The organism is Rhizobium sp. SJZ105, from assembly GCF_007828365.1.
GTDB lineage: Bacteria > Pseudomonadota > Alphaproteobacteria > Rhizobiales > Rhizobiaceae > Agrobacterium > Agrobacterium tumefaciens.
Window position 1 is genome coordinate 179,731 of the sequence record NZ_VIUP01000004.1, and the last position, 21,776, is coordinate 201,506.

At 58.9% G+C, this 21,776-nt stretch carries 17 protein-coding genes and 2 riboswitches; of the genes, 13 read left to right on the plus strand and 4 right to left on the minus strand.

Going from position 1 to position 21,776, the window contains the following annotated elements; all coding sequences use genetic code 11:
- Positions 1-405: 405 nt before the first annotated feature.
- The gene (locus FB593_RS15715) at positions 406-2,169 is read right to left on the minus strand and encodes a glucan ABC transporter ATP-binding protein/ permease (RefSeq protein WP_013636948.1); all 1,764 of its coding nucleotides are present in this window, start codon (positions 2,167-2,169) and stop codon (positions 406-408) included.
- Positions 2,170-2,506: 337 nt separating this feature from the next.
- Between FB593_RS15715 and FB593_RS15720 the strand changes: the two genes are divergently transcribed.
- The 6 genes from FB593_RS15720 (at position 2,507) to FB593_RS15745 (ending at position 11,060) form a co-directional block, all read left to right on the plus strand.
- Positions 2,507-3,244 carry a LuxR family transcriptional regulator gene (locus FB593_RS15720; protein WP_003516548.1) on the plus strand — a complete coding sequence of 246 codons (738 nt, stop codon included), beginning with the start codon at positions 2,507-2,509 and terminating at the stop codon, positions 3,242-3,244.
- A gap of 106 nt (positions 3,245-3,350) precedes the next feature.
- Positions 3,351-6,812, plus strand: coding sequence for a pyruvate carboxylase (pyc, locus tag FB593_RS15725; RefSeq protein WP_038492474.1), 3,462 nt, complete (start codon positions 3,351-3,353; stop codon positions 6,810-6,812).
- A 144-nt stretch (positions 6,813-6,956) separates the two neighbouring features.
- Complete coding sequence (locus FB593_RS15730) at positions 6,957-7,757, plus strand: DeoR/GlpR family DNA-binding transcription regulator (RefSeq protein ID WP_113473326.1); 801 nt, start codon at positions 6,957-6,959, stop codon at positions 7,755-7,757.
- A 12-nt stretch (positions 7,758-7,769) separates the two neighbouring features.
- Positions 7,770-8,960: an MFS transporter gene (locus FB593_RS15735; protein WP_003516553.1), complete on the plus strand. Its 1,191-nt coding sequence runs from the start codon at positions 7,770-7,772 to the stop codon at positions 8,958-8,960.
- Between the two features lie 120 nt (positions 8,961-9,080).
- Positions 9,081-10,331: a flavodoxin-dependent (E)-4-hydroxy-3-methylbut-2-enyl-diphosphate synthase gene (gene ispG, locus FB593_RS15740; RefSeq protein ID WP_038492469.1), complete on the plus strand. Its 1,251-nt coding sequence runs from the start codon at positions 9,081-9,083 to the stop codon at positions 10,329-10,331.
- A 66-nt stretch (positions 10,332-10,397) separates the two neighbouring features.
- Positions 10,398-11,060 (plus strand): OmpA family protein, encoded by a 663-nt coding sequence (locus FB593_RS15745; protein ID WP_019566011.1) that lies wholly within the window; start codon positions 10,398-10,400, stop codon positions 11,058-11,060.
- Positions 11,061-11,092: 32 nt separating this feature from the next.
- Here the strand turns inward: FB593_RS15745 and FB593_RS15750 are convergent, their stop codons facing one another.
- Positions 11,093-12,007, minus strand: coding sequence for a polyprenyl synthetase family protein (locus FB593_RS15750; protein ID WP_112497308.1), 915 nt, complete (start codon positions 12,005-12,007; stop codon positions 11,093-11,095).
- 135 nt (positions 12,008-12,142) lie between these two features.
- On the opposite strand from FB593_RS15750, the gene mtgA reads away from it, so the two are divergent.
- Positions 12,143-12,889, plus strand: coding sequence for a monofunctional biosynthetic peptidoglycan transglycosylase (gene mtgA / locus FB593_RS15755; protein ID WP_003516563.1), 747 nt, complete (start codon positions 12,143-12,145; stop codon positions 12,887-12,889).
- Between the two features lie 15 nt (positions 12,890-12,904).
- On the opposite strand, the gene FB593_RS15760 is transcribed toward mtgA, so the two are convergent.
- Together FB593_RS15760 and metA are read right to left on the minus strand one after the other, a co-directional pair.
- Positions 12,905-13,924, minus strand: coding sequence for an aldose epimerase family protein (locus tag FB593_RS15760; RefSeq protein ID WP_112290114.1), 1,020 nt, complete (start codon positions 13,922-13,924; stop codon positions 12,905-12,907).
- 74 nt (positions 13,925-13,998) lie between these two features.
- Entirely contained in the window at positions 13,999-14,925 is a 927-nt protein-coding gene (gene metA / locus FB593_RS15765) for a homoserine O-acetyltransferase MetA (protein ID WP_003516567.1), read from the minus strand.
- A gap of 82 nt (positions 14,926-15,007) precedes the next feature.
- Positions 15,008-15,084: riboswitch (SAM riboswitch) on the minus strand.
- A gap of 90 nt (positions 15,085-15,174) precedes the next feature.
- Here metA and FB593_RS15770 point away from each other — a divergent pair.
- From FB593_RS15770 to FB593_RS15795, 6 genes are all read left to right on the plus strand, one after another.
- Positions 15,175-15,828 (plus strand): thiamine diphosphokinase, encoded by a 654-nt coding sequence (locus FB593_RS15770; RefSeq protein WP_025594605.1) that lies wholly within the window; start codon positions 15,175-15,177, stop codon positions 15,826-15,828.
- Between the two features lie 4 nt (positions 15,829-15,832).
- Positions 15,833-17,659, plus strand: coding sequence for an ABC-F family ATP-binding cassette domain-containing protein (locus FB593_RS15775; protein WP_065659961.1), 1,827 nt, complete (start codon positions 15,833-15,835; stop codon positions 17,657-17,659).
- A gap of 91 nt (positions 17,660-17,750) precedes the next feature.
- The gene (locus FB593_RS15780) at positions 17,751-18,143 is read left to right on the plus strand and encodes a VOC family protein (protein WP_065659960.1); all 393 of its coding nucleotides are present in this window, start codon (positions 17,751-17,753) and stop codon (positions 18,141-18,143) included.
- 45 nt (positions 18,144-18,188) lie between these two features.
- Positions 18,189-18,299: riboswitch (TPP riboswitch) on the plus strand.
- Positions 18,300-18,337: 38 nt separating this feature from the next.
- Entirely contained in the window at positions 18,338-19,351 is a 1,014-nt protein-coding gene (thiB, locus tag FB593_RS15785) for a thiamine ABC transporter substrate binding subunit (RefSeq protein WP_065659959.1), read from the plus strand.
- A gap of 19 nt (positions 19,352-19,370) precedes the next feature.
- A complete protein-coding gene (thiP, locus tag FB593_RS15790) occupies positions 19,371-20,996 on the plus strand; it encodes a thiamine/thiamine pyrophosphate ABC transporter permease ThiP (RefSeq protein WP_112290110.1) in 1,626 nt (541 codons plus the stop codon).
- On the plus strand, positions 20,993-21,709 hold the full coding sequence (locus FB593_RS15795; protein WP_112290108.1) for a thiamine ABC transporter ATP-binding protein: 717 nt from the start codon (positions 20,993-20,995) through the stop codon (positions 21,707-21,709). Before thiP ends, FB593_RS15795 begins: the two co-directional genes overlap by 4 nt.
- The last annotated feature ends 67 nt before the right edge of the window (positions 21,710-21,776 follow it).

A 21,776-nucleotide genomic window follows, 5' to 3' on the forward strand; every position in this document is an offset into this window, starting at 1 on the left:
TTATTTTTATTGTGGCTGCCCTGGTATTGTTTGTCTGTACGGAGGCGCGGTAACAGCTTTGTCCTGGCGGGTATCTCCAGCATCATCTCAATTAGAGAAATGACACAGCCTCGCGACGGTCTTGCAAGGGCCAACGAGAATGTGAGCCGTGCTCCTCTCGACGTGGCACGCAGGCAGAGCAGTTTTACAGAGCCATGTTTCTGCGCTGTTGGATCGCTGAATGCTGATGGCCAAGGCCAAGGCCAAGGCCAAGGCCAAGGCTAAGGCTAAGGCTAAGGCTAAGGCTTGGCCCTTTCCTGCATTATCAAGGCACATGTCTGCAGCTTCGCAGACCTTGGAAAACGGACAAAGAAAAAGGGCGGACACCACGGTGCCCGCCCTTATTATATTCCGTAAGCCAGAGTGTCAGGAGGCGATGGCTTTCGGCCGGGGCTGGCCCTCGTCCTCTGTCAGCAGGCCGCTGGTGCGCAGCAGCGAGGTAAAGCGTCCGCCACGCTGGCTGAGCTCGTCGAACGTGCCCTTTTCAATGATACGGCCCTGATCGAGGAACAGCACCTGATCGGCATCGCGCACCGTGGAAAGGCGGTGGGCGATGATGAAGGTCGTGCGGTTCATTCTCAGCGCGTCCACGGCGGCCTTAACCCGTGCTTCCGTTTCCACGTCCAGCGCGCTGGTTGCCTCGTCAAGGACCAGGATGGGAGCGTTCTTCAGGATAGCACGCGCAATGGCGATACGCTGGCGCTCGCCACCGGACAGGCGGTTGCCGCGTTCACCCACCTGGGTCAGGTAGCCGGTGATACGGCTGTCGATGAAATCCGTCGCAGCAGCAGCTGCTGCTGCTTCCACGACCTCCGCATCGGTAGCAGATTCGCGACCAAGGCGGATGTTTTCGCGGATGGAGCGGTTGAGAAGGCCGGCATCCTGGAACACCGTGGCGATGGAGTTTCTGAGCGAGTTCTTCGTCACCGTCGAGATGTCGGTTCCATCGATCAGAATCTGGCCTGAATCTGGATCATAGACACGCTGCAGAAGATTGATGAGCGTGGTCTTGCCCGCACCCGTCGGTCCGACGATGGCAATCGTCTGGCCGGCCTTGGCCGTAAACGAGATGTCGTGGACGCCCTGCTTGGTGTTGGCGAAACCGAAATTGACGTTGCGGAACTCCACGGTGCCGGAGACATTGGACAATTCCCGGGCGTCGCCCGGTTCTTCCCGTTCCTTGACGGAATCCTCGAGCACGAAGAAATCCTCGAGCTTTGCGCGCGCCTCGAAAATCTGGGTCACGAACTGACGCATCTGATCGAGACGGCCGATGAGAAGATTGGCGAAACCGATGAAGGCAATGACGTCACCGACGCGCAATTCGCCGTTCTTTACCAGCACGGTGCCGATGACGAGGATGATCATCATCGAAACGGTGGACGCAGTGCGGTTCAAGGCACTTGCGAAAGCCCACCAGTCGAGCACCGGATATTGGGCGCTCAGCAGTTTTTCGGTGAAGGATTTCAGCGCCTTCGTTTCAGCCTCGATGCGGTTGTAGCTGTGCAGGACGGACACGTTGCTGATGGAATCGCTGACATGGGCAAAAACGCTGTGATAATGCTCCTCGACCGAAGCCTGGCCATCCTTGGTGCGGCCCATCACCCACTTGCCAATGAACCAGTAGACGATGCCAAGACCGATCAGGACGAAGCTGAGGCGCAGGTCCATGGCAATGGCTGTCGGAATAAGCAGTACGAGTGCGACGAAAGTCGCCAGATGCGTGCGCATGAATTCGAGCCACAGGCCGAACAGCGTCTCGCTGGCGCGCAGAAGCGTATGCAGCGCGTTCGAGGTACCGCGCAGATGGTGCCAGGAGAGCGGCATGGAGATGATCCGGCCGAAGGCTTCCGTCAGCAGGGTCGCGCGGCGACCGTGGGCCAGCCGGTCGGCCTCGCGGGCGACAGCGACATAAGCCACGGTGTTGAAGACGCCGAAACCCGCCCACAGGATGAGGATGGACGTGACATCGGAGCCGGAGGAGATGGCGTCGATGATCCGTCCAAACAGCACGGGTTCGGCAATGGTGATCGCTGCAAGAATGATGTTGGCGATGACAACGATCAACACCCGCCATTTATGTACGGTCAGATAGCGCAGGGCGCGTGTGTAAACCTGAAACAAAGTCAAATTTTCAATCCAGTCCAGCGTCTGTTTCGAGCGGTTGATTGTTCGGTCTCAATACAATGCTGTTTTAGCAAGGTTGCATGAGACGGCGAAATTTGTGTAATTATCGCTCTTTCAGTCTGAATGGCGGCTTAACAAACCGAGCACGCGTGCGAACCGAAAAAAAACTGAACCCGATGTTTCTAGGGGACGCCGTCACAAGATTTTGCATGTTCGTTTCAGGGATTGCTAACGACGATATGTTCAGTCTGAACCGACCGGCGCCCGAGTAACATGACGTCCTCGCGGGACCATGTCCTTCATGTCATCCCTTCCAGCCAAGCTCCGGGCATGTGTCTTTATGCATGATATTCTTCACTTCATCTCTGCGTGCTACCAGGCGGGAAACGCTGATCGTGTTCGCTCCGAATTTGTAACACTTATTCGCGAATATGGTTTCGAATATTTCCTCGTCAGCCGGCGGATGACCGGGGAGCTTGCTTCCACCGGCCAGATTCTCGCACAACATCTCCCGGAAGGGTGGATCGAGGTCTACCGCGCCAAGAAATATAATCTCGTCGATCCCGTCCGTAAGGTGATCGGCATGGTGCACAAGCCGTTTCAGTGGAAAGAGGCGCTTGAGGGCCTGCCCCGCGCGATGCATCGAAAAAGGGCGAATGTGTTTTTTCACGATGCCGGCCGTTACGGTCTGCAGGGTGGGTATGCCTTTCCGGTGCACGGGCGCGCGGGATTCATCGGCGCGGTGTTCCTTGGCGGCGAGGACCGGCAATTGCCCTCGTTGCACGTTGAGCTGCTGGATGCGGCCACGCGCGCGGTGTTCTGGCGTCTGCTCGATCTTTCAGGTCAGGTCCATAACCTCAACAACGCGCCGAATGTTTCCGCTCTTGAACTTACAAGGCGGGAAATGGAAGTGCTGACGCTGATGGCTGATGGCATGACCTCAACCGAAATTGGACGCCAGCTATCGATCTCCAATCACACGGTCGACTGGTATATCAATGGAATCCAGCGTCGGTTCAGCGCCAAGAACAGGCAGCATACTGTAGCACTCGCCTTTCGTAACGGCTTGCTGAGCTAGTTACGACAGTACGCTTCTCTCCCGAATTGCCCTTTTCAAGACCGGGTTTTGCTGCTTAATTCCGCAGTGCAGCAGAAATTCTGTTTTGGCGTGTGGGGAGACCGTCTTGAAAATATCGAAAATACTTGTTGCCAACCGATCCGAAATTGCGATCCGAGTTTTCCGGGCAGCGAACGAGCTGGGGATAAAAACCGTCGCCATTTGGGCGGAAGAGGACAAGCTGTCTTTGCACCGCTTCAAGGCGGATGAAAGTTATCAGGTCGGCAGGGGTCCGCATCTCGCCAAGGATATGGGACCGATCGAGAGCTACCTCTCGATTGAGGAGGTCATCCGCGTGGCCAGACTTTCCGGCGCGGACGCGATCCATCCCGGTTACGGCCTTTTGTCCGAAAGCCCCGAATTCGTTGAGGCCTGTAACAAGGCTGGCATCACCTTCATCGGACCGACGGCGGATACGATGCGCCAGCTCGGCAACAAGGTTGCCGCCCGCAATCTGGCGATCTCGGTCAATGTTCCCGTTGTTCCTGCAACCAAGCCGCTGCCGGACGATATGGCCGAGGTGGAGCGGCTGGCCGAAGAGATCGGTTATCCCGTGATGTTGAAGGCCTCCTGGGGCGGCGGCGGTCGCGGCATGCGCGCCATCCGCAAAAAGGAGGATCTGGCACGCGAGGTCACCGAGGCCAAGCGCGAGGCGAAGGCCGCTTTCGGCAAGGACGAGGTCTATCTCGAAAAGCTGCTCGAGCGCGCCCGCCACGTCGAGAGCCAGGTTCTCGGTGATACCCACGGCAATGTCGTGCATCTGTTCGAGCGCGATTGTTCGATCCAGCGCCGCAATCAAAAAGTGGTTGAGCGCGCGCCGGCACCCTATCTCAGCGAAGCGCAGCGTCAGGAACTGGCCGCCTATTCCTTGAAGATCGCGGCTGCGACCAATTATATCGGCGCCGGCACGGTCGAATATCTGATGGATGTCGATACCGGCAAATTCTACTTCATCGAGGTCAATCCGCGCATTCAGGTGGAGCATACCGTCACCGAAGTCGTGACCGGCATCGATATCGTCAAGGCGCAAATCCATATTCTGGAAGGGGCCGCCATCGGCACGCCGGAATCGGGTGTGCCGAAACAGGAGGATATCCGCCTCAACGGCCATGCGCTGCAGTGCCGTATCACCACGGAAGACCCGGAGCACAATTTCATTCCCGACTACGGCCGTATAACGGCGTACCGCTCGGCGTCCGGCTTCGGCATTCGTCTGGATGGCGGGACGTCCTATTCGGGGGCGATCATCACCCGTTATTACGATCCGCTTTTGGTGAAGGTAACGGCCTGGGCGCCGCAGCCGGATGAAGCGATCAGCCGCATGGACCGCGCGCTGCGCGAATTCCGAATTCGCGGTGTTGCGACCAACCTCACCTTCCTCGAGGCCATCATTGGCCATGCGAGTTTCCGCAACAACACCTATACGACCCGCTTCATCGATTCGACGCCGGAGCTGTTTGCACAGGTCAAGCGTCAGGACCGCGCTACGAAGCTGCTCACCTATCTTGCCGATGTGACGGTGAACGGGCATCCGGAAACCAAGGGCCGCGTTAAGCCACCGGCAAATGCGGCACAGCCGGTGGTTCCCTACATCGATGCGCCGACGCCTGATGGCACCAAGCAATTGCTCGACCGGCTGGGGCCGAAGGGCTTTGCCGACTGGATGCGCAACGAAAAGCGGGTGCTGGTAACGGACACGACGATGCGCGACGGCCATCAGTCGCTGCTGGCCACGCGCATGCGTACCCATGACATTGCCGGCGTCGCAAGTGTCTATGCCAAGGCCTTGCCGCAGCTTCTGTCTCTGGAGTGCTGGGGCGGCGCCACTTTCGACGTTTCCATGCGCTTCCTGACGGAAGACCCGTGGGAGCGCCTGGCGCTGATCCGGGAGGGTGCGCCGAACCTGCTGCTGCAAATGCTCCTGCGCGGTGCGAACGGCGTCGGGTACAAGAACTATCCAGACAATGTCGTGAAATATTTCGTCCGTCAGGCTGCGAAGGGCGGTATCGACCTGTTCCGCGTGTTCGACTGCCTGAACTGGGTGGAGAATATGCGCGTATCGATGGATGCGATCGCCGAGGAGAACAAGCTCTGCGAAGCGGCCATCTGCTACACGGGCGATATCCTCAATTCTGCGCGTCCAAAATACGACCTGAAATATTATACCAACCTCGCCGCCGAGCTGGAGCGTGCAGGCGCGCACATCATCGCCGTCAAGGATATGGCGGGACTTCTGAAGCCTGCCGCTGCCAAGGTGCTGTTCAAGGCGCTGAGGGAGGCGACCAGCCTGCCTATCCATTTCCACACGCATGATACATCCGGTATTGCGGCTGCGACCGTGCTTGCCGCCGTCGATGCGGGCGTGGATGCGGTGGATGCCGCCATGGATGCGCTTTCGGGCAACACGTCCCAGCCCTGCCTCGGTTCCATCGTGGAAGCGCTGGCCGGATCGGAACGCGATACGGGTCTCGATACGGAATGGATCCGCCGCATCTCGTTCTACTGGGAGTCGGCGCGCAACCAGTATGCGGCTTTCGAAAGCGATCTGAAGGGCCCTGCCTCGGAAGTCTATCTGCATGAAATGCCCGGTGGGCAATTCACCAATCTCAAGGAGCAGGCGCGCTCGCTCGGTCTTGAGAGCCGCTGGCACGAGGTCGCGCAGGCTTACGCCGACGCCAACCGGATGTTCGGCGATATCGTCAAGGTCACGCCGTCCTCCAAGGTTGTCGGCGATATGGCGCTGATGATGGTGAGCCAGGATCTGACGGTCGCCGACGTGGAAAATCCTGATCGCGAAGTGTCCTTCCCGGACTCGGTGGTTTCGATGCTGAAGGGCGATCTTGGGCAGTCGCCAGGCGGCTGGCCGGAAGCCCTGCAGAAAAAGGCGCTGAAGGGTGACGCGCCCTATACGGTTCGTCCAGGCTCTTTGCTGCCGGATGCCGATCTCGATGCGGAGAGAAAGGCGATCGAGACCAAACTCGAGCGTTCCGTGAACGACTTCGAATTCGCATCCTATCTGATGTATCCGAAGGTGTTTACCGATTTCGCGCTGACATCCGAGACCTACGGTCCGGTTTCCGTGCTTCCCACCCATGCGTATTTCTACGGCATGGAGGACGGTGAAGAGCTGTTTGCCGATATCGAGCGCGGCAAAACGCTGGTCATCGTCAATCAAGCCTCTTCCGGCACTGACGATAAGGGCATGGTGACGGTGTTCTTCGAGATCAACGGCCAGCCGCGCCGCATCAAGGTGCCGGATCGCGCTCATGGCGCATCCGGCTCTGCGGTGCGCCGCAAAGCGGAACTCGGCAATGGCACACATATTGGTGCGCCGATGCCGGGTGTCATCAGCCGCGTCTTCATCAATCAGGGTCAGGAGGTCAAGGCCGGCGACGTGCTGCTCTCCATCGAGGCCATGAAGATGGAAACCGCGCTTCACGCCGAACGCGATGGCAAGGTCGCCGAGGTTCTCGTGCGCCCGGGTGACCAGATCGACGCAAAGGATCTGCTGATCGCTTACGCGGAATGATGCCCACACGGCATCGCTAGCCGCGATATTTTGTCTTTCATTATAAACGCCCGCCCTCCCGGCGGGCGTTTTGCTGTTGCACCTTCGCTGAAACTCAAATATGCATGTTCGTGCACGTTTGTTCCTGTTTATGCATGAGTCCCGATGAGCGATCATTTTGTCAGCGAGCGGCAGGCGCTCATCCTTGCACAGTTGCGGCAAAGCGGCCGAGTGCTTGCGCAGGATCTGGCCCAGAATTTCGGCGTTTCGGAAGATACGGTCCGCCGGGATCTGCGGGATATGGCGGCGCGCGGGGAGTGTCTGCGCGTCTATGGCGGGGCGTTGCTTTCCGATAACAAGACGGTGCCGCTGAAGACACGGATCGCCGAGGATGCCGATCGCAAGGCTTCGTTGGCGCGCGCAGCAATTCCGCTTTTTGAGCCGGGAATGGTCGTCTTCATCGATGCTGGCTCCACCAATCTGGCCATTGCAAGGGCTATCCCCGCCGATCTCAAATTAACGGTGGTAACGAATACGCCTGCTATTGCCGCTGAACTAACGGGGCGGGCCGATATCGATTTGATCATGATCGGCGGCAAGGTCGATCCGGCCGTCGGTGCGGCCATCGACGCCATGGCGTTGCGGCAACTTGAGCTGATGCGGCCCGAGCTGTGTATTCTTGGCGTTTGCGGTGTTGCGGCGGAGACCGGCCTGTCGGCGGATATTTTCGAGGATGCCGTGTTCAAGCGGCTTGCCTGCAGCGCCAGCCAGCGGATTGTTGCCGCCATCACCACGGAAAAGCTGGGCCACAAGGCGGCGTTTCACGTGCACGACTTTTCTCCGCCTCTTTCCCTGGTGCTGGAACATGACGCCGACCGCACATTGGTCGAGGCGCTATCGGCTAAAGGCGTACAAGTTCATTTCGGCGGCGATGACGCCGTCCAACTCTCTCACGGTCAAGTCTGAAGGATATTACCGATGAACGGCCCCACGACATTTTCGCCGACGGTCAAGCGCTCGTCCTATCTGACGCGGCACAGGCTCGGTGTATCCCTGCTGTTTTTGATGAACGGTTTCATGATGGGATCGTGGGCGCCCAAAATACCGGAATTTGCGGCGCGCTTATCCCTCAGTGAAAGTGCGCTTGGCCTGATCATTCTGGTTTTCGGCGTCGGCTCGCTGGTTTTCATGCCGATCGCCGGTTCCCAGATCGCCCGTTTCGGATCGCGAACGGTCAGCCTTGCGAGTGCGGCTATTTTCTTGCCGACACTGCTTTTCATCTCCTGGGCAGACACGATCTGGGCAGGTGTGATTGCGGTTTTCCTGTTCGGTGGGCTGACAGGGGCGATGGATGTCGCCATGAACGCCAATGCGGTGGCGGTCGAGCGTGACATGCGCCGCGCCATCATGTCGTCGTGCCATGCTTTTTGGAGCCTGGGCGGCCTGATCGGCGCCGGTCTTGGCGGCTATCTCATCACGGCCATTGGCGTGCAGGGGCATGCGATCGCGTTGACGGTCATCGCCCTTGTTTTGCTCGTCGTCGCTTGGCCGCGCGTTCTTGCGGATCGCCCGCATGCCGAGGAGGAGCGTCCGAAAGGTCGCTTGCCGCTGACGCCCTTGCCGTGGATTATCGGTCTGATGGCGCTGTTTTCGATGATTCCGGAAGGCGCGATCCTCGATTGGGGTGCCCTTTATCTGCGCAATGAACTCGGCGCTTCCGTGTCCCAGTCCGGTTTCGCATTCGCGGCCTTTTCCATGACCATGGCGGCCATGCGTTTTGCCGGCGATCTGGTGCGCGACCGGTTCGGCGCGGTCAATACCCTGCGGTTCTGCTCGGTCATGTCGATTGCGGGCCTTCTGATTGCGGGTCTTGCGGGAAATTCCACGTTTGTGATCATCGGCTTCGCGATTGCCGGCATCGGTATTTCCAACATGGTGCCGATCGCCTTTTCGGCGGCGGGGAACATGCCGGGACTGGCACCCGGCATCGGCCTGTCGGTCGTCACCACCATGGGTTATTCCGGGATTCTGGTAGCACCCTCGGCCATCGGCTTCATTGCCGAACATACCGGCCTTGCCAGCGTATTTCTCGCTCTGCCGTTGTTGCATGTGGTGGTTTTGCTGCTTTCGCGGCTCGCCCGGCATGCGGATGGTGCGGGCAAGGAATAGGCGTCTCGAATTTTGCCATGATTGCGGTAAAGTAGAAGCTCTTATGCGTTGGGTGTTGACAAGCAGGCCCCCTTGTTTCACCTCAATTGCCAGACCTTGCCGCAAGCTCCAGAGACCGCCATGACGTCACACGCCGATTACGATCCAAAGCCCCGCCGTGCATCCGTTGCCGTCGACGTAGGGGGCGTCATCGTGGGTGGCGGTGCGCCTGTCGTCGTACAATCCATGACCAATACCGACACGGCGGATATCGACGCCACCGTGCAGCAGGTGGCGGCACTTTTCCAGGCTGGTTCTGAAATGGTGCGCATCACCGTCGATCGCGATGAGAGCGCTGCCGCTGTGCCGAAAATCCGCGAGCGGCTGCTGCGCCTTGGCATGGACGTGCCGCTGATTGGCGATTTCCACTATATCGGCCACAAGCTTCTGGCCGATCATCCGGCCTGCGCCGAAGCACTGGCGAAATACCGCATCAATCCCGGCAATGTCGGCTTCAAGGACAAGAAGGACAAGCAGTTCGGCGAAATCGTCGAAATGGCGATCCGTTATGACAAGCCGGTTCGCATCGGTGTAAACTGGGGGTCGCTCGATCAGGAATTGCTGACGACGCTGATGGACAAGAACAAGGAGCAGGGTTTTCCGCTCTCTGCCCGTCAGGTCACCCGCGAAGCCATCGTCCAGTCGGCACTCATTTCCGCAGAGCTTGCCGAAGAAATCGGCCTGCCGCGCAACCGCATCATACTGTCTGCCAAGGTCAGCCAGGTACAGGACCTGATTGCCGTTTATTCGATGCTGTCGGAACGCTCCAACCATGCACTGCATCTCGGTCTTACCGAAGCCGGCATGGGTTCCAAGGGCATCGTCGCCTCGTCTGCCGCCATGGGTTATGTGCTGCAGCACGGTATTGGCGACACGATCCGCGTCTCGCTGACGCCGGAGCCGAACGGCGACCGCACCCGCGAGGTGCAGGTGGCGCAGGAATTGCTGCAGGTCATGGGTTTCCGCCAGTTCATTCCGGTGGTTGCGGCATGTCCCGGCTGCGGGCGCACCACCTCTACCGTCTTTCAGGAACTTGCCCAGAATATCCAGAATGACATTCGCAAGAACATGCCGATCTGGCGTGAAAAGTATCCCGGTGTGGAAGCGCTCAATGTTGCTGTCATGGGCTGCATCGTTAATGGCCCCGGCGAAAGCAAACATGCCGATATCGGCATTTCACTGCCCGGAACCGGCGAAAGCCCCGCTGCACCGATCTTCATCGATGGCGAGAAGGCGCTCACCCTGCGCGGTCCCAACATCGCCGCGGATTTTGAAGCGCTTGTGATCGATTACATCGAAAAGCGTTTTGGCCGGAAAGATGCGGCGGAGTAAAAACTACCGTGAAAATGCCGAAATTCCACTGTCATACCGCCTGAACCCTTCGGAGCATCAAAACACATGATCAAAAAAATCGCGATCGTTGCCCTTTGCGGGACCTATCTTTCCGCGTGCACCACCACCGATCCCTATACGGGTGAGCAGAAGATGTCGAACACGGCGGGCGGCGCTGGTATCGGCGCTGTCGTCGGTGCTCTCGGTGGTCTGGCTGTCGGCGGTTCGCCGGTCGGTCGCCGCAACGCGGCCCTAATCGGCGCCGGCATCGGTGCACTCGCCGGTGGCGCAATCGGCAATTACATGGATGGTCAGGAATCCGAGCTTCGCGCCCAGCTTCAGGGCACTGGCGTTTCCGTTAGCCGCCGTGGCGACAGCATCGTTCTCAACATGCCGTCGAACATCACCTTCGCGACGGATCAGGATCAGGTCATCCCGCCCTTCTATCAGACACTCGATTCCGTCGCCATCGTGCTGAACAAGTTCAACCGCACGCTCATCGACATCAACGGCCATACCGACTCCACCGGCAGCCAGCAGCACAACCAGGCGCTTTCCGAGCGTCGTGCGGCGTCTGTTGCAAACTATCTCGGCGCACGCGGCGTCGACCAGCGCCGTATTTCGACGCTCGGCTTCGGCCCCTCGCAGCCGATCGCTTCGAACGCAACGCCGGATGGCCGCGCCCAGAACCGTCGTGTCGAAGTGCTGATTTCGCCGCTCAAGGGCTGATTGGCTGAAAAACGGTGAGCCGGGAAACCGGCTCAGCTTTTCCGTTCGGCGATGAATCTGGCGGCCGCGATGAGTATCGCGGCATTTTCGCCGTAGGGGGCCAGAAGTTCGGAGGCTTCCGCCACCTGTTCCTGAAGCTTGAGGCGCGCCCAGTCTTCACCGCGTAGTGCCACCAGCGTTCCCTTGCCGCGTGCGGCATCCTTGCCGGTTGCCTTGCCCATGGTGGCGGCATCGGCGGTCAGATCCAGGAGATCGTCGGCAAGCTGGAAGGCAAGGCCGATCTTTTCACCGAAGAGGCGCAGTCTTTGTCTTTCGGAAACATCGCTGCCGGCGATGATCGCGCCTGCCTCGCAGGCGAAGCGCAGCAGTGCACCGGTTTTCATAGCCTGCAATGTAATAATGCCGGCCTCATCAGGTGCGTTCTTTTCCGCAGCCAGATCGAGCGCCTGACCGCCCGCCATGCCGCCGACGCCTGCGGCGCGGGCGAGCGAGAGCACGAGAGCCGCCTTGCGGTCTGCCTCAAGAGGATTTTCGTCCGATGCGATAATATCGAAGGCGAGTGTCAGCAGGCTGTCGCCTGCGAGAATGGCGGTCGCCTCGTCGAATTTGCGGTGCACTGTCGGCTGGCCGCGGCGCAGGTCGTCGTCATCCATCGCTGGCAGATCGTCGTGCACCAGCGAGTAACAATGCAGGCATTCCAGCGCGGCGCCGACATAATGGGCTGCTTCGGCATTTCCGCCGAGCAAGGCCGTGCTTTCTATGACGAGGAAGGGCCGCAGGCGTTTGCCGCCGTTCAGCACACCATGACGCATGGCGTCGAGCAGGTTTTGCGGGCGCGTAATCTCATCCGCACACGCCTCTGCGGAAAGCAGGCGACCAAGCAGGGATTCGGTCTGTGCCGCGTTATCGCGCAGCTTCGTTTCGAAATTCGTCATCTGAGCGTCCATGCCGCGCTCTTTGGCATGGCGCGCGGGGCCAGGCAACCTTTTCGTGATTCCTGAGGTCAACTGTTTGACCGGACTCGCCTTGAAGGCGGCAATGGAATATGAAAGGCTTCGATTGGTGCGGGGCTTTGACGAATATTGAGCAGTACGCCTGAAAGCGACGCAGATTACGCCGTGCTGGCGGAAGACCGGAGCAGTCCGAAGGTGGATTTTCGCACGTTGGCAAAGCGTATCATCATGACCTTGCTGGCGTTGCTGATCCTGCCTTATCTGCTGATCCCGGTTTATGCCCTGCCTTTCATGCGGCCGGTCTCGACGCTGATGCTTGCCGATCTGGTGACACTTCAGGGTTATGACCGGCGCTGGGTGCCGCTCGAGGATATTTCGCCGCGCCTTGTGCAATCCGTAATGATGTCCGAGGACGGACAATTCTGTTTCCACGGCGGCGTTGACTGGAACCAGATGCAGTCCGTCGTCAACAATGCGCTCGAAGGCGCGTCCACCCGTGGCGCCAGCACCATTCCCATGCAGACGGCCAAGAACCTGTTCCTCTGGAACGGCCGCTCGTTTTTGCGCAAGGGGCTGGAGTTGCCGCTGGCGATTGCTGCCGATTTCGTCTGGTCCAAAAAACGGATGATGGAGATTTATCTCAACGTTGCCGAATGGGGACCCGGCATTTACGGCATCGAGGCCGCAGCACAGCACCATTTCAAGGTACCGGCGGCAAAGCTCAGCTCCCGCCAAGCGGCACTGCTTGCCGTTTCCCTACCCAATCCCATCGATCGCGTTGCCAGCAAGCCGGGGCGTGGTTTGCAACGGCTTGCCGGCCTTATCGAACGGCGTGCCCGAGCATCGGGCGGTTATGTGGGATGCGTGCTGGACTGAGCCCAGCCCGCCGCCTCAACCCTTCTTGAAAATATAGTCGGTTTCCTGACGCAGGGTCTCGCCGGGACGCAGGATCGCGTAGGGGAAATCGGGATGATTGACGGCATCCGGCCATATCTGCGTTTCCAGGCAAAAACCTGCAAAGGGGCCATAGTGGCGGCCATCGAGGCCCGGAACGGGAACATTCAGCTTGAAGGCTGAATAAAATTGCACGCCGGGTTCGGTGGTGTGAACCTCAAGGGCAATGTCGGAGGCGGGCGAATAGGCGCGGGCAACCTTGCGCTTGGCGCGACGCTCGGGCGAAAGGCAGAAATTATGGTCGTAGAGCACCTGCTCGCCATCCTCCGTTCGCCGCATCGGCGTCGGGTGGCGCAGGTCGAAGACGGTGCCTTCGACGGAGCGGATTTCGCCTGTCGGGATCTGTTTGTCGTTGGTTGGCAGATAAAAGTCAGCGGCGATGCTGATCTCATGTCCAAGTGCGGTATCAGCACCGTCGAGGTTGAAATAGGAATGCTGGCAGATATTGGCGATGGTCGGTTGGTCGGTCACCGTTTCATAGACCACCGAAAGCACGCCGCCGTCGCGGATCGTATAGGTCGCGGTCACCGTGCAATTGCCGGGATAACCGGCGCGGCCGTCGGGATCGATGATCTGCAGAACTGCATGGCATTCGCCGTGTTCCATCAACATCCAGTTACGTTTGCCCATCCCGTCGCTGCCGCCATGCAGGTGGCTGACGCCTTTTTCGTTCAGTTCCAGCTGGTATTCGTGCCCGTCGATCGAGAATTTTCCGTCACCGATACGGTTGGCGTTGCGGCCGGGTGTCGCGCCGAAATAGGATGAATATTTGTAGTCCTCGAATGTATCGAAGCCGAGAACGAGCGGCGGCTGGTGCCCATCGAGGCGCAGGTCCTGAATGACGGCGCCCCAGGTGATAACCTTGGCCGTCAGCCCGCCCTTCGAGATGGTGACGCGCTCAACCTTTTCGCCGGTTGCCGTGAAACCGAAATTCTCCCGTGCCGCCGCGTCGCTCATTGCGTCATTCTCCCGATATCTTTGAATTGCCGGCGGACGTTGCGTCATTTTCCGGCAATTCGCAATCCCGCAATTTACGCCGCTAGTTTGCCGATTGCTTCGAGGTCATAAGGCGTCGTCTGATATATCTCGTTGATCCAGTTGCCGAAAAACAGATGGGCATGGCTGCGCCAGCGGTTGAGCGGGGCAAGCTCCGGATCATTGTGCGGAAAATAATCATGCGGCAGCTTGATTGGGACGCCCGAGTTCACATCGCGGAAATATTCATCCGAAAGCGAGGTTGAATCATATTCGACGTGGTTGAACATATAGAGGCGGTTGCCCTCTTTTTCATGCACCAGACATACGCCCATTTCCTCTGACTCCATCAGGATTTCGAGTTCCGGGTGTTTTTCGATGTCGGCGCGGCGCACTTCCGTCCAGCGTGAGACCGGAACCTGAAAGTCGTCGGAAAAACCGTTGAGATATATCGACGAGGGGCAGAGATTGCGGTGACGATAGACACCGAAAGCCTTTTCCTTCAGTTCGTATTTCGGCACACCATGGAAATGGTAGATGGCGGCCATCGCGCCCCAGCAGACGTTCAGCGTCGAATGGACGTTGGTTTGCGTCCAGTCGAAAATCTTTTGCATCTCGTTCCAGTAGGTCACGTCTTCATAGTCAAGCATCTCGATGGGCGCGCCTGTGATGATGAAACCGTCGAACTTGCGGTGGCGCACTTCCTCCCATGTCTCATAGAAGGACAGAAGGTGCTCTTCCGGCGTATTCTTGGCACGATGGCCGCCAATGCGGATCAGCGAAAACTCCACCTGCAGCGGCGATGCGCCGACGAGGCGCGCCATCTGCACTTCCGTCTTGATCTTGTTCGGCATGAGATTGAGAAGCCCGATCTGGAGCGGGCGGATATCCTGCCGGATGGCCGCCGTTTCTGTCATGACCCGCACGCCCTCATGAACGAGGGTGTCGAAGGCGGGAAGCGTATCGGGAATCTTGATCGGCATGTCGAACTCTCTTTTCGGATGACGTAAAGAACGTTGCGAAAACAAAAAAACCGGCAGCGAAATCGCAGCCGGTCCCAGGAAATTACCCTTTTCCTCGACCCTTTAGCGACTTCTTTAAAGTGGCTGCAAGCCGGTCGGCAAATCACCACTGAGGCGTTTCATAATCCCGAAGCCGACGAAAATCAATATCGGCTGATTTCATCGGGTTTCTGCCTTTCCATTTTTGCCTGAGGTGCGATAAGGCAGGGCATGGATAGAGAACGCTTCACCATTCTGCTTGGCGGCGATGTCACCGTTACCGACCGCCTCAAAGCGGCGGTTGAGGGTAGCCGTGTGATTGCGGCCGATGGCGGCATGCGCCATGCCGCACCGCTCGGGCTCACACCCGAGCTCTGGGTGGGGGATTTCGATTCCACCGACAAGGACCTGCTGGACGCCTGGCCCGATGTGGTGCGACAGCCCTATCCCGCTGCAAAGGCTGTGACCGATGGTGAAATTGCGGTGTCGGAGGCCCTTGCCCGCGGCGCGCGTTCTCTGGTGCTTGCCGGTGCGCTTGGTGGAGCGAGAAGCGACCACGCACTTCAGCACCTCCTTTACGCGGTGGCGCTTACTGAGCGTGGTCTCAACGTTACGCTGACCTCCGGCGAAGAGGAGGCCCGCCCGCTGCTGGCAGGTTCGTTCGATCTTGATCTGCCACCCGGTGCGCTGTTTTCCGTTGCCGGGTTTACCGACCTTGTGGGGCTCGATATCGGCAATGTGCGTTATCCTCTCAAGGATTTCCCGCTTGCTTTCGGCTCTTCCCGCACTATTTCCAATGTCGCGAATGGCGGCCCTGTGCATTTCTCGCTGAAAAGCGGAAAAGCCATCGTGCTCGCCCGCCCTTATGATCTGACCGGAGCCTGACGCCTTGGCACCCCCAATTTTGAAACTCGATGACATCAAACTGACCTTCGGCGTGACCCCGCTGCTCGACGGCGCCAATCTTCAGGTGGAGCCGGGCGACCGCATCTGCCTTGTCGGACGCAACGGTTCGGGCAAGTCGACCCTGATGAAGATCGCCGCCGGTCTGGTCGAGGCGCAGTCGGGCGAGGTTTTCCGTCACCCCTCCGCCACCATCCGTTATCTGGAACAGGCGCCGGATTTTGCCGGTTACGACACCGTGCAGGCCTATGCCGAGGCGGGACTGGGACCTGGCGACGATCCCTATCGCGTTACCTATATTCTCGAGCATCTGGGCCTGACGGGACAGGAACATCCGGATAGCCTGTCCGGCGGCGAAGCGCGGCGTGCGGCCCTTGCCCGCGTCATGGCCCCTGAACCCGATATTCTGATGCTGGACGAGCCGACCAACCATCTGGACTTGCCCACCATCGAATGGCTTGAAGGCGAGTTGCAGCAGACGCGTAGCGCGCTGGTGCTGATCTCGCACGACAGGCGTTTTCTGGAGAAGGTTTCGACCTCGACCGTGTGGCTGGATCGCGGCCAGTCCCGTCGTCTCAATCGCGGTTTTGCGCATTTCGAGGAATGGCGCGACAAGGTGCTGGAAGAGGAAGAGCTGGAGCAGCACAAGCTCGGCAAGGCCATCGAGCGTGAAGAACACTGGATGCGTTACGGCGTGACCGCGAGACGAAAGCGCAACATGCGCCGCGTGGGCGAGCTTCAGGCAATGCGTGCGGACTATCGCGGCCACAAGGGACCGCCGGGCAGCGTGCAGGCGACGGCTGCGGAGGTGCGGGAATCCGGCAAACTGGTCATCGAGGCAGACGCAATCACCAAGTCTTACGGCGAGCGCGTGATCATCGCGCCGTTTTCGCTGCGGGTGCATCGCGGTGATTGCATCGGTCTCGTCGGGCCGAACGGTGCCGGCAAGACAACGCTTTTGAAGATGCTGACCGGCCAGCTTCAGCCCGATAGCGGCACGGTAAAGCTCGGCACCAATCTGGAAATCGCGACACTTGACCAGAAGCGTGAAGATCTCAATCCAAACGATACGCTCGCTCATTACCTCACCGACGGTCGCGGCGACAATTTGCTGGTCAATGGCGAGTTGAAACATGTGACGGGTTACATGAAGGACTTCCTGTTCCAGCCGGAACAGGCCCGCACGCCCATCCGCAACCTCTCCGGTGGTGAGCGCGCCCGTCTTATTCTTGCGCGCATTCTGGCGCGGCCTACCAACCTGCTGATCCTTGACGAGCCGACCAACGATCTCGATATCGAAACGCTCGATCTGTTGCAGGAGATCGTTGCGGGCTTTTCCGGCACGGTCATTCTCGTCAGCCACGACCGCGATTTCCTCGACCGTACCGTCACCTCCACAATCGCGCCCGCCAATCCGGACCAGCCGGACGGACGCTGGATCGAATATGCCGGCGGCTATTCGGACATGATGGCGCAACGCAAGGGTGCTGCGGAAGAAAAGCGCAAGGCGGAGAAGCAGGAAAAGGCAAAGACCGCCCCTTCCGCCTCCGCGTCGCAGGAGCCTTCAAAGGCCAAGGGCAAGCTTTCCTTCAAGCAAAAATTTGCGCTCGAAAACCTTCCAAAGGAGATGGAGAAGGCGCAGGGCGAAATCGCCAAGCGTGAGCAGCGCATGGCCGATCCCAATCTGTTCACCAAGGACCCGGCTACCTTCAATACGCTGGCGCAGGAAATGACGAAGCTGCGCGAAAAGCTCGAAGCCATGGAAGAGGAATGGCTGGAGCTGGAGATGCTGCGCGAGGAAATTGAAGGGTGACTTGGTTGCGATTTCTTGACTGAGGTCTCATCCACCTTTGACAGGGAGGCGGAATTGCCGTTTCCTGTGCGGGTTCGGAGGAGTTCAGAAAATGCGCATGATCTTCGTCAATCTGCCGGTCAAGAATATCGAGACATCGAGAAGCTTCTTCACGGCTCTCGGTTTCACCTTCAATCCGGAATATTCGGATGACCGCACGCTCTGCATGATCGTTGAGGAGAACATTTTCGTGATGCTTCTTCAGGAGGAGCGTTTTCGCGATTTCATCAATGGCGATATCGCCGACGCCAAACGCAGCACCGAGGTCCTGACCTGTCTCACAGCGGGAAGCCGTGAGGAAATCGACCGGATGATCGAAACGGCGCTCGCCTCGGGTGGCAGCAGCTGGAAACCGGTTCAGGATCACGGTTTCATGTATGCCGGTAGTTTTCAGGATCCCGACGGCCATGTCTGGGAACTGGTGCACATGGTGCAGCAGGCCTGACGGCAGCCATCTTGCCAATCAGAGACAGCGGGACTACATCATCATCTTGATCTAACGGGGTGTCTTTTGTGCTTGCGTGCAAAAGGCTGAGAGGCTTGCCAACCCGAAGAACCTGATCCGGTTCATACCGGCGGAGGGATTAGACGGCTTAAGGCAAGCGGCTATTTCCCTTTTCGTTTTTTGAGGAGATACCCGTGCGCCGTCGTCTTTTCCTGAATTCCCTCGTTGCCGTTTCGTTGTTTCTGCCCGGTATTGCCACTGCTCAGGACAGACAGGAACTGACCGTCTATACCTATGAAAGCTTCGTTTCCGAATGGGGTCCCGGCCCCAAGGTGAAAGAGGCCTTCGAGAAGGTGTGCAATTGCACGGTCAATTTCGTCGGTGTGGCGGATGGCGTGGCGCTGCTTAACCGCCTGAAGCTTGAAGGGGCGGCGTCGAAGGCGGATGTCGTTGTTGGTCTCGACACCAATCTGGTCGCGGAAGCGAAACAGACCGGCCTCTTCGATATCAGCGGTATCGATGCATCGGCGGCCAAGGTGCCTGGCGGTTACAAGGACGATATTTTCGTCCCTTACGACTACGGTCATTTCGCCGTTGTCTATGACACGCAGACGATAAAAAATCCGCCGACGAGCCTGAAAGATCTGGTGGACGGCGATCCTTCACAGAAAATCGCCATTCAGGACCCGCGCACCTCCACGCCGGGGCTTGGCCTGCTGCTCTGGGTGAAGTCCGTTTACGGCGACAAGGCACCGGAAGCCTGGGCGAAGCTCCGGAAGCGCATTCTCACCGTCACGCCGGGCTGGTCGGAATCCTATGGCCTTTTCACCAAGGGTGAGGTGCCGATGGTGCTCTCCTACACCACGTCGCCTGCCTATCACATGGTCTCGGAAAAGACGGATCGCTATCAGGCCGCGGGTTTTTCCGAGGGGCACTACATCCAGATCGAGGTTTCCGGCCTTCTCAAAAACGCGCCGCACAAGGAACTGGCGAAGCAGTTCCTCGCTTTCACGCTCACATCAGGATTTCAGGATGCCATTCCGGAAAACAACTGGATGATGCCGGTCGCGGCAACGTCCACGCCCCTGCCCGAGGCATTTTCCAAACTCGTCGTACCGCAGAAGACCTTCCTGATGGACCCGGAAGAGGTGGCGAAGAACCGCAAGGCCTGGATCGACGAATGGCTTGCGGCCATGAGCATGAACTGAGCAAGAGGCACGCCCGCGCATGATGCTGCGTCGCGACTACAGATGGTCGATCATTGGCGGAACGGCGGCGTTTGCCGCCGTTTTCCTGTTCATGGCGCTTGCTGTCTCAGCACTACTGTCGTTCGATGCCGGTACATCCGCCGCCGGAATCGTGGATGCCTACACGCTGCGAATCCTGCGCTTCACGCTCTATCAGGCAACGTTGTCCACTGTTCTTTCTATTGTTCTCGGCCTGCCGGTGGCGCTTGCGCTCTCCCGCAGACAGGATTTTCCCGGGCGGATTTGGATTATCAGGTTGATGGCTGTGCCGATGGGGCTGCCGGTCATCGTTGGTGCCTTCGGCATCATCACGATCTGGGGCAGGCAGGGTGTTTTGAATACTGCCCTTGTTTTTGCCGGTGCGGAGCAGCCCTTCAGTATTTACGGCCTCTCCGGCATTCTCATCGCCCATGTGTTTTTCAATCTGCCGCTTGCGGTGCGGCTGATGCTGGCCGGGCTGGAGCGGATTCCGGGCGAATATTGGCGGATGGCGGCAAGTCTTGGCATGGGGCCGGTTTCGGTTTTCCGCTTCATCGAGTGGCCGGCCGTCTCGCGGCTTGTTCCCGGTATTGCCGGGCTTGTCTTCATGCTGTGCGCCACCAGCTTCACGCTAGTGCTTCTGCTGGGCGGTGGACCGGCGGCGACGACACTTGAGGTCGCAATCTATCAGGCGCTGCGGTTTGATTTCGATCCGCAACGGGCAATCGCGCTTTCGGTTTTGCAGATTGCAGTCACAGCAGTTCTGCTCGGCCTTCTTGCCTTTTTGCCATCGCCCGAGGCGGAAATTGCTTCACTTGGCCGCCCTGTTCGCCGTTTCGACGGCAAGCGTGTTGGCGTGCGCCTGTGGGACGGAGCGGCAATCATTTTTGCGGTTCTGCTGGTCGGCCTGCCGCTTGTTGCCATAACCGTCTCGGGTTTGGGGGCCGATCTGCCGCGTCTTTTGTCAGCGCCGATCTTCCTGCGTGCGGCGGCGACCAGCCTTGCAATCGCTGCGCTCTCCGCAACTCTCGTCGTGCTCTGCTGCTTTGCGATCATCTGTGCGCGACGGGCCGTGGGTTCCAAACGGCACGCGGCTCAACCCTTGCGCCTTTTGTCCGCCACGCTCGGGGCGGGGTCATCGCTGGTGCTGCTGGTGCCGCCCGTCGTGCTGGGAAGCGGGTGGTTCCTGTTGCTGCGGCCCTTTGGAGATGTCAGTTTTTATGCTCCCGTTCTCGTGGCACTCATCAACATGCTGATGGCGTTGCCGCTTGCCATGCGGGTGCTGGAGCCAGCCTTCACCAGCCATTTTTTACGCACGTCCCGGCTCTCCGCCAGCCTTGGGCTTCAGGGATTGACGCGGCTGCGGTTCGCCGATCTGCCGGTTCTGCGGCGGCCGCTGCTGATGGCATTTTCCTTTGCCATGGCCCTGTCGCTCGGTGATCTTGGGGCGGTTGCCCTGTTCGGATCGGAAAATTTCATCACCTTGCCATGGCTGGTCTATAGCAATATGGGCAGCTACCGCACCAATGATGCCGCCGGATACGCGTTCATCCTTGGCGTCGTCTGCCTGCTGCTTGCCGCGGGCGGCGTTTCACGGCAATCCCAATCAGCAAGGGCGAGCATATGACGGGTGACGAATTTGCCGTGGGGCTGGACAAGGTCAGGCTGCGGCTCGGAACGCAGGATTTCGATCTCGATTGTACATTCCCGCAAGGCCAGATGACCGCCGTTGTCGGTGCATCCGGTTCTGGCAAGTCGACGCTCCTCAATCTCATCGCCGGTTTTGAATTGCCCGATTCCGGGCGCGTCCTGATCGGCGGGCGGGACATGAAGGCGCTCGATCCCTCCGAACGACCGGTCTCCTCGATCTTCCAGGATAATAATCTTTTCGCCCATCTCGATATCTTCACCAATGTCGCGCTCGGCATCAGCCCCGGGCTGAAGCTGGGGGAGGAAGACAGGCAGAGGATCGACGTGGCGCTCACACGCGTTGGTCTTGCGGGTTTTGACAAACGTTTGCCGGGCACGCTTTCCGGCGGGGAAAGGCAAAGGGCGGCGCTGGCGCGTGCGCTGGTCCGGAAAAAACCGGTCATGCTGCTGGACGAGCCTTTCGCGGCCCTAGATCCGGGGCTGCGGGCGGGAATGACCTCCCTGCTTCTCGACTTGCATGCCGAAACAAAAAATACGGCGATTATTGTTACGCACCATCCAGACGACATAAAAAAGCTGGCGCAGCGGGTGGTTTTTCTTGATCGTGGCCGCGTTGTCTATGCGGGCTCGACCATAGATTTCTTCGCCACACAAAATGTGAAGGCGGTCGACAGTTTTCTGAACGGCTGATCGCCTTATTTTCGACGCGTGCCGCTGGCAATCGCTTTAGATAACTTCAATGGCGTTAATTTGCACT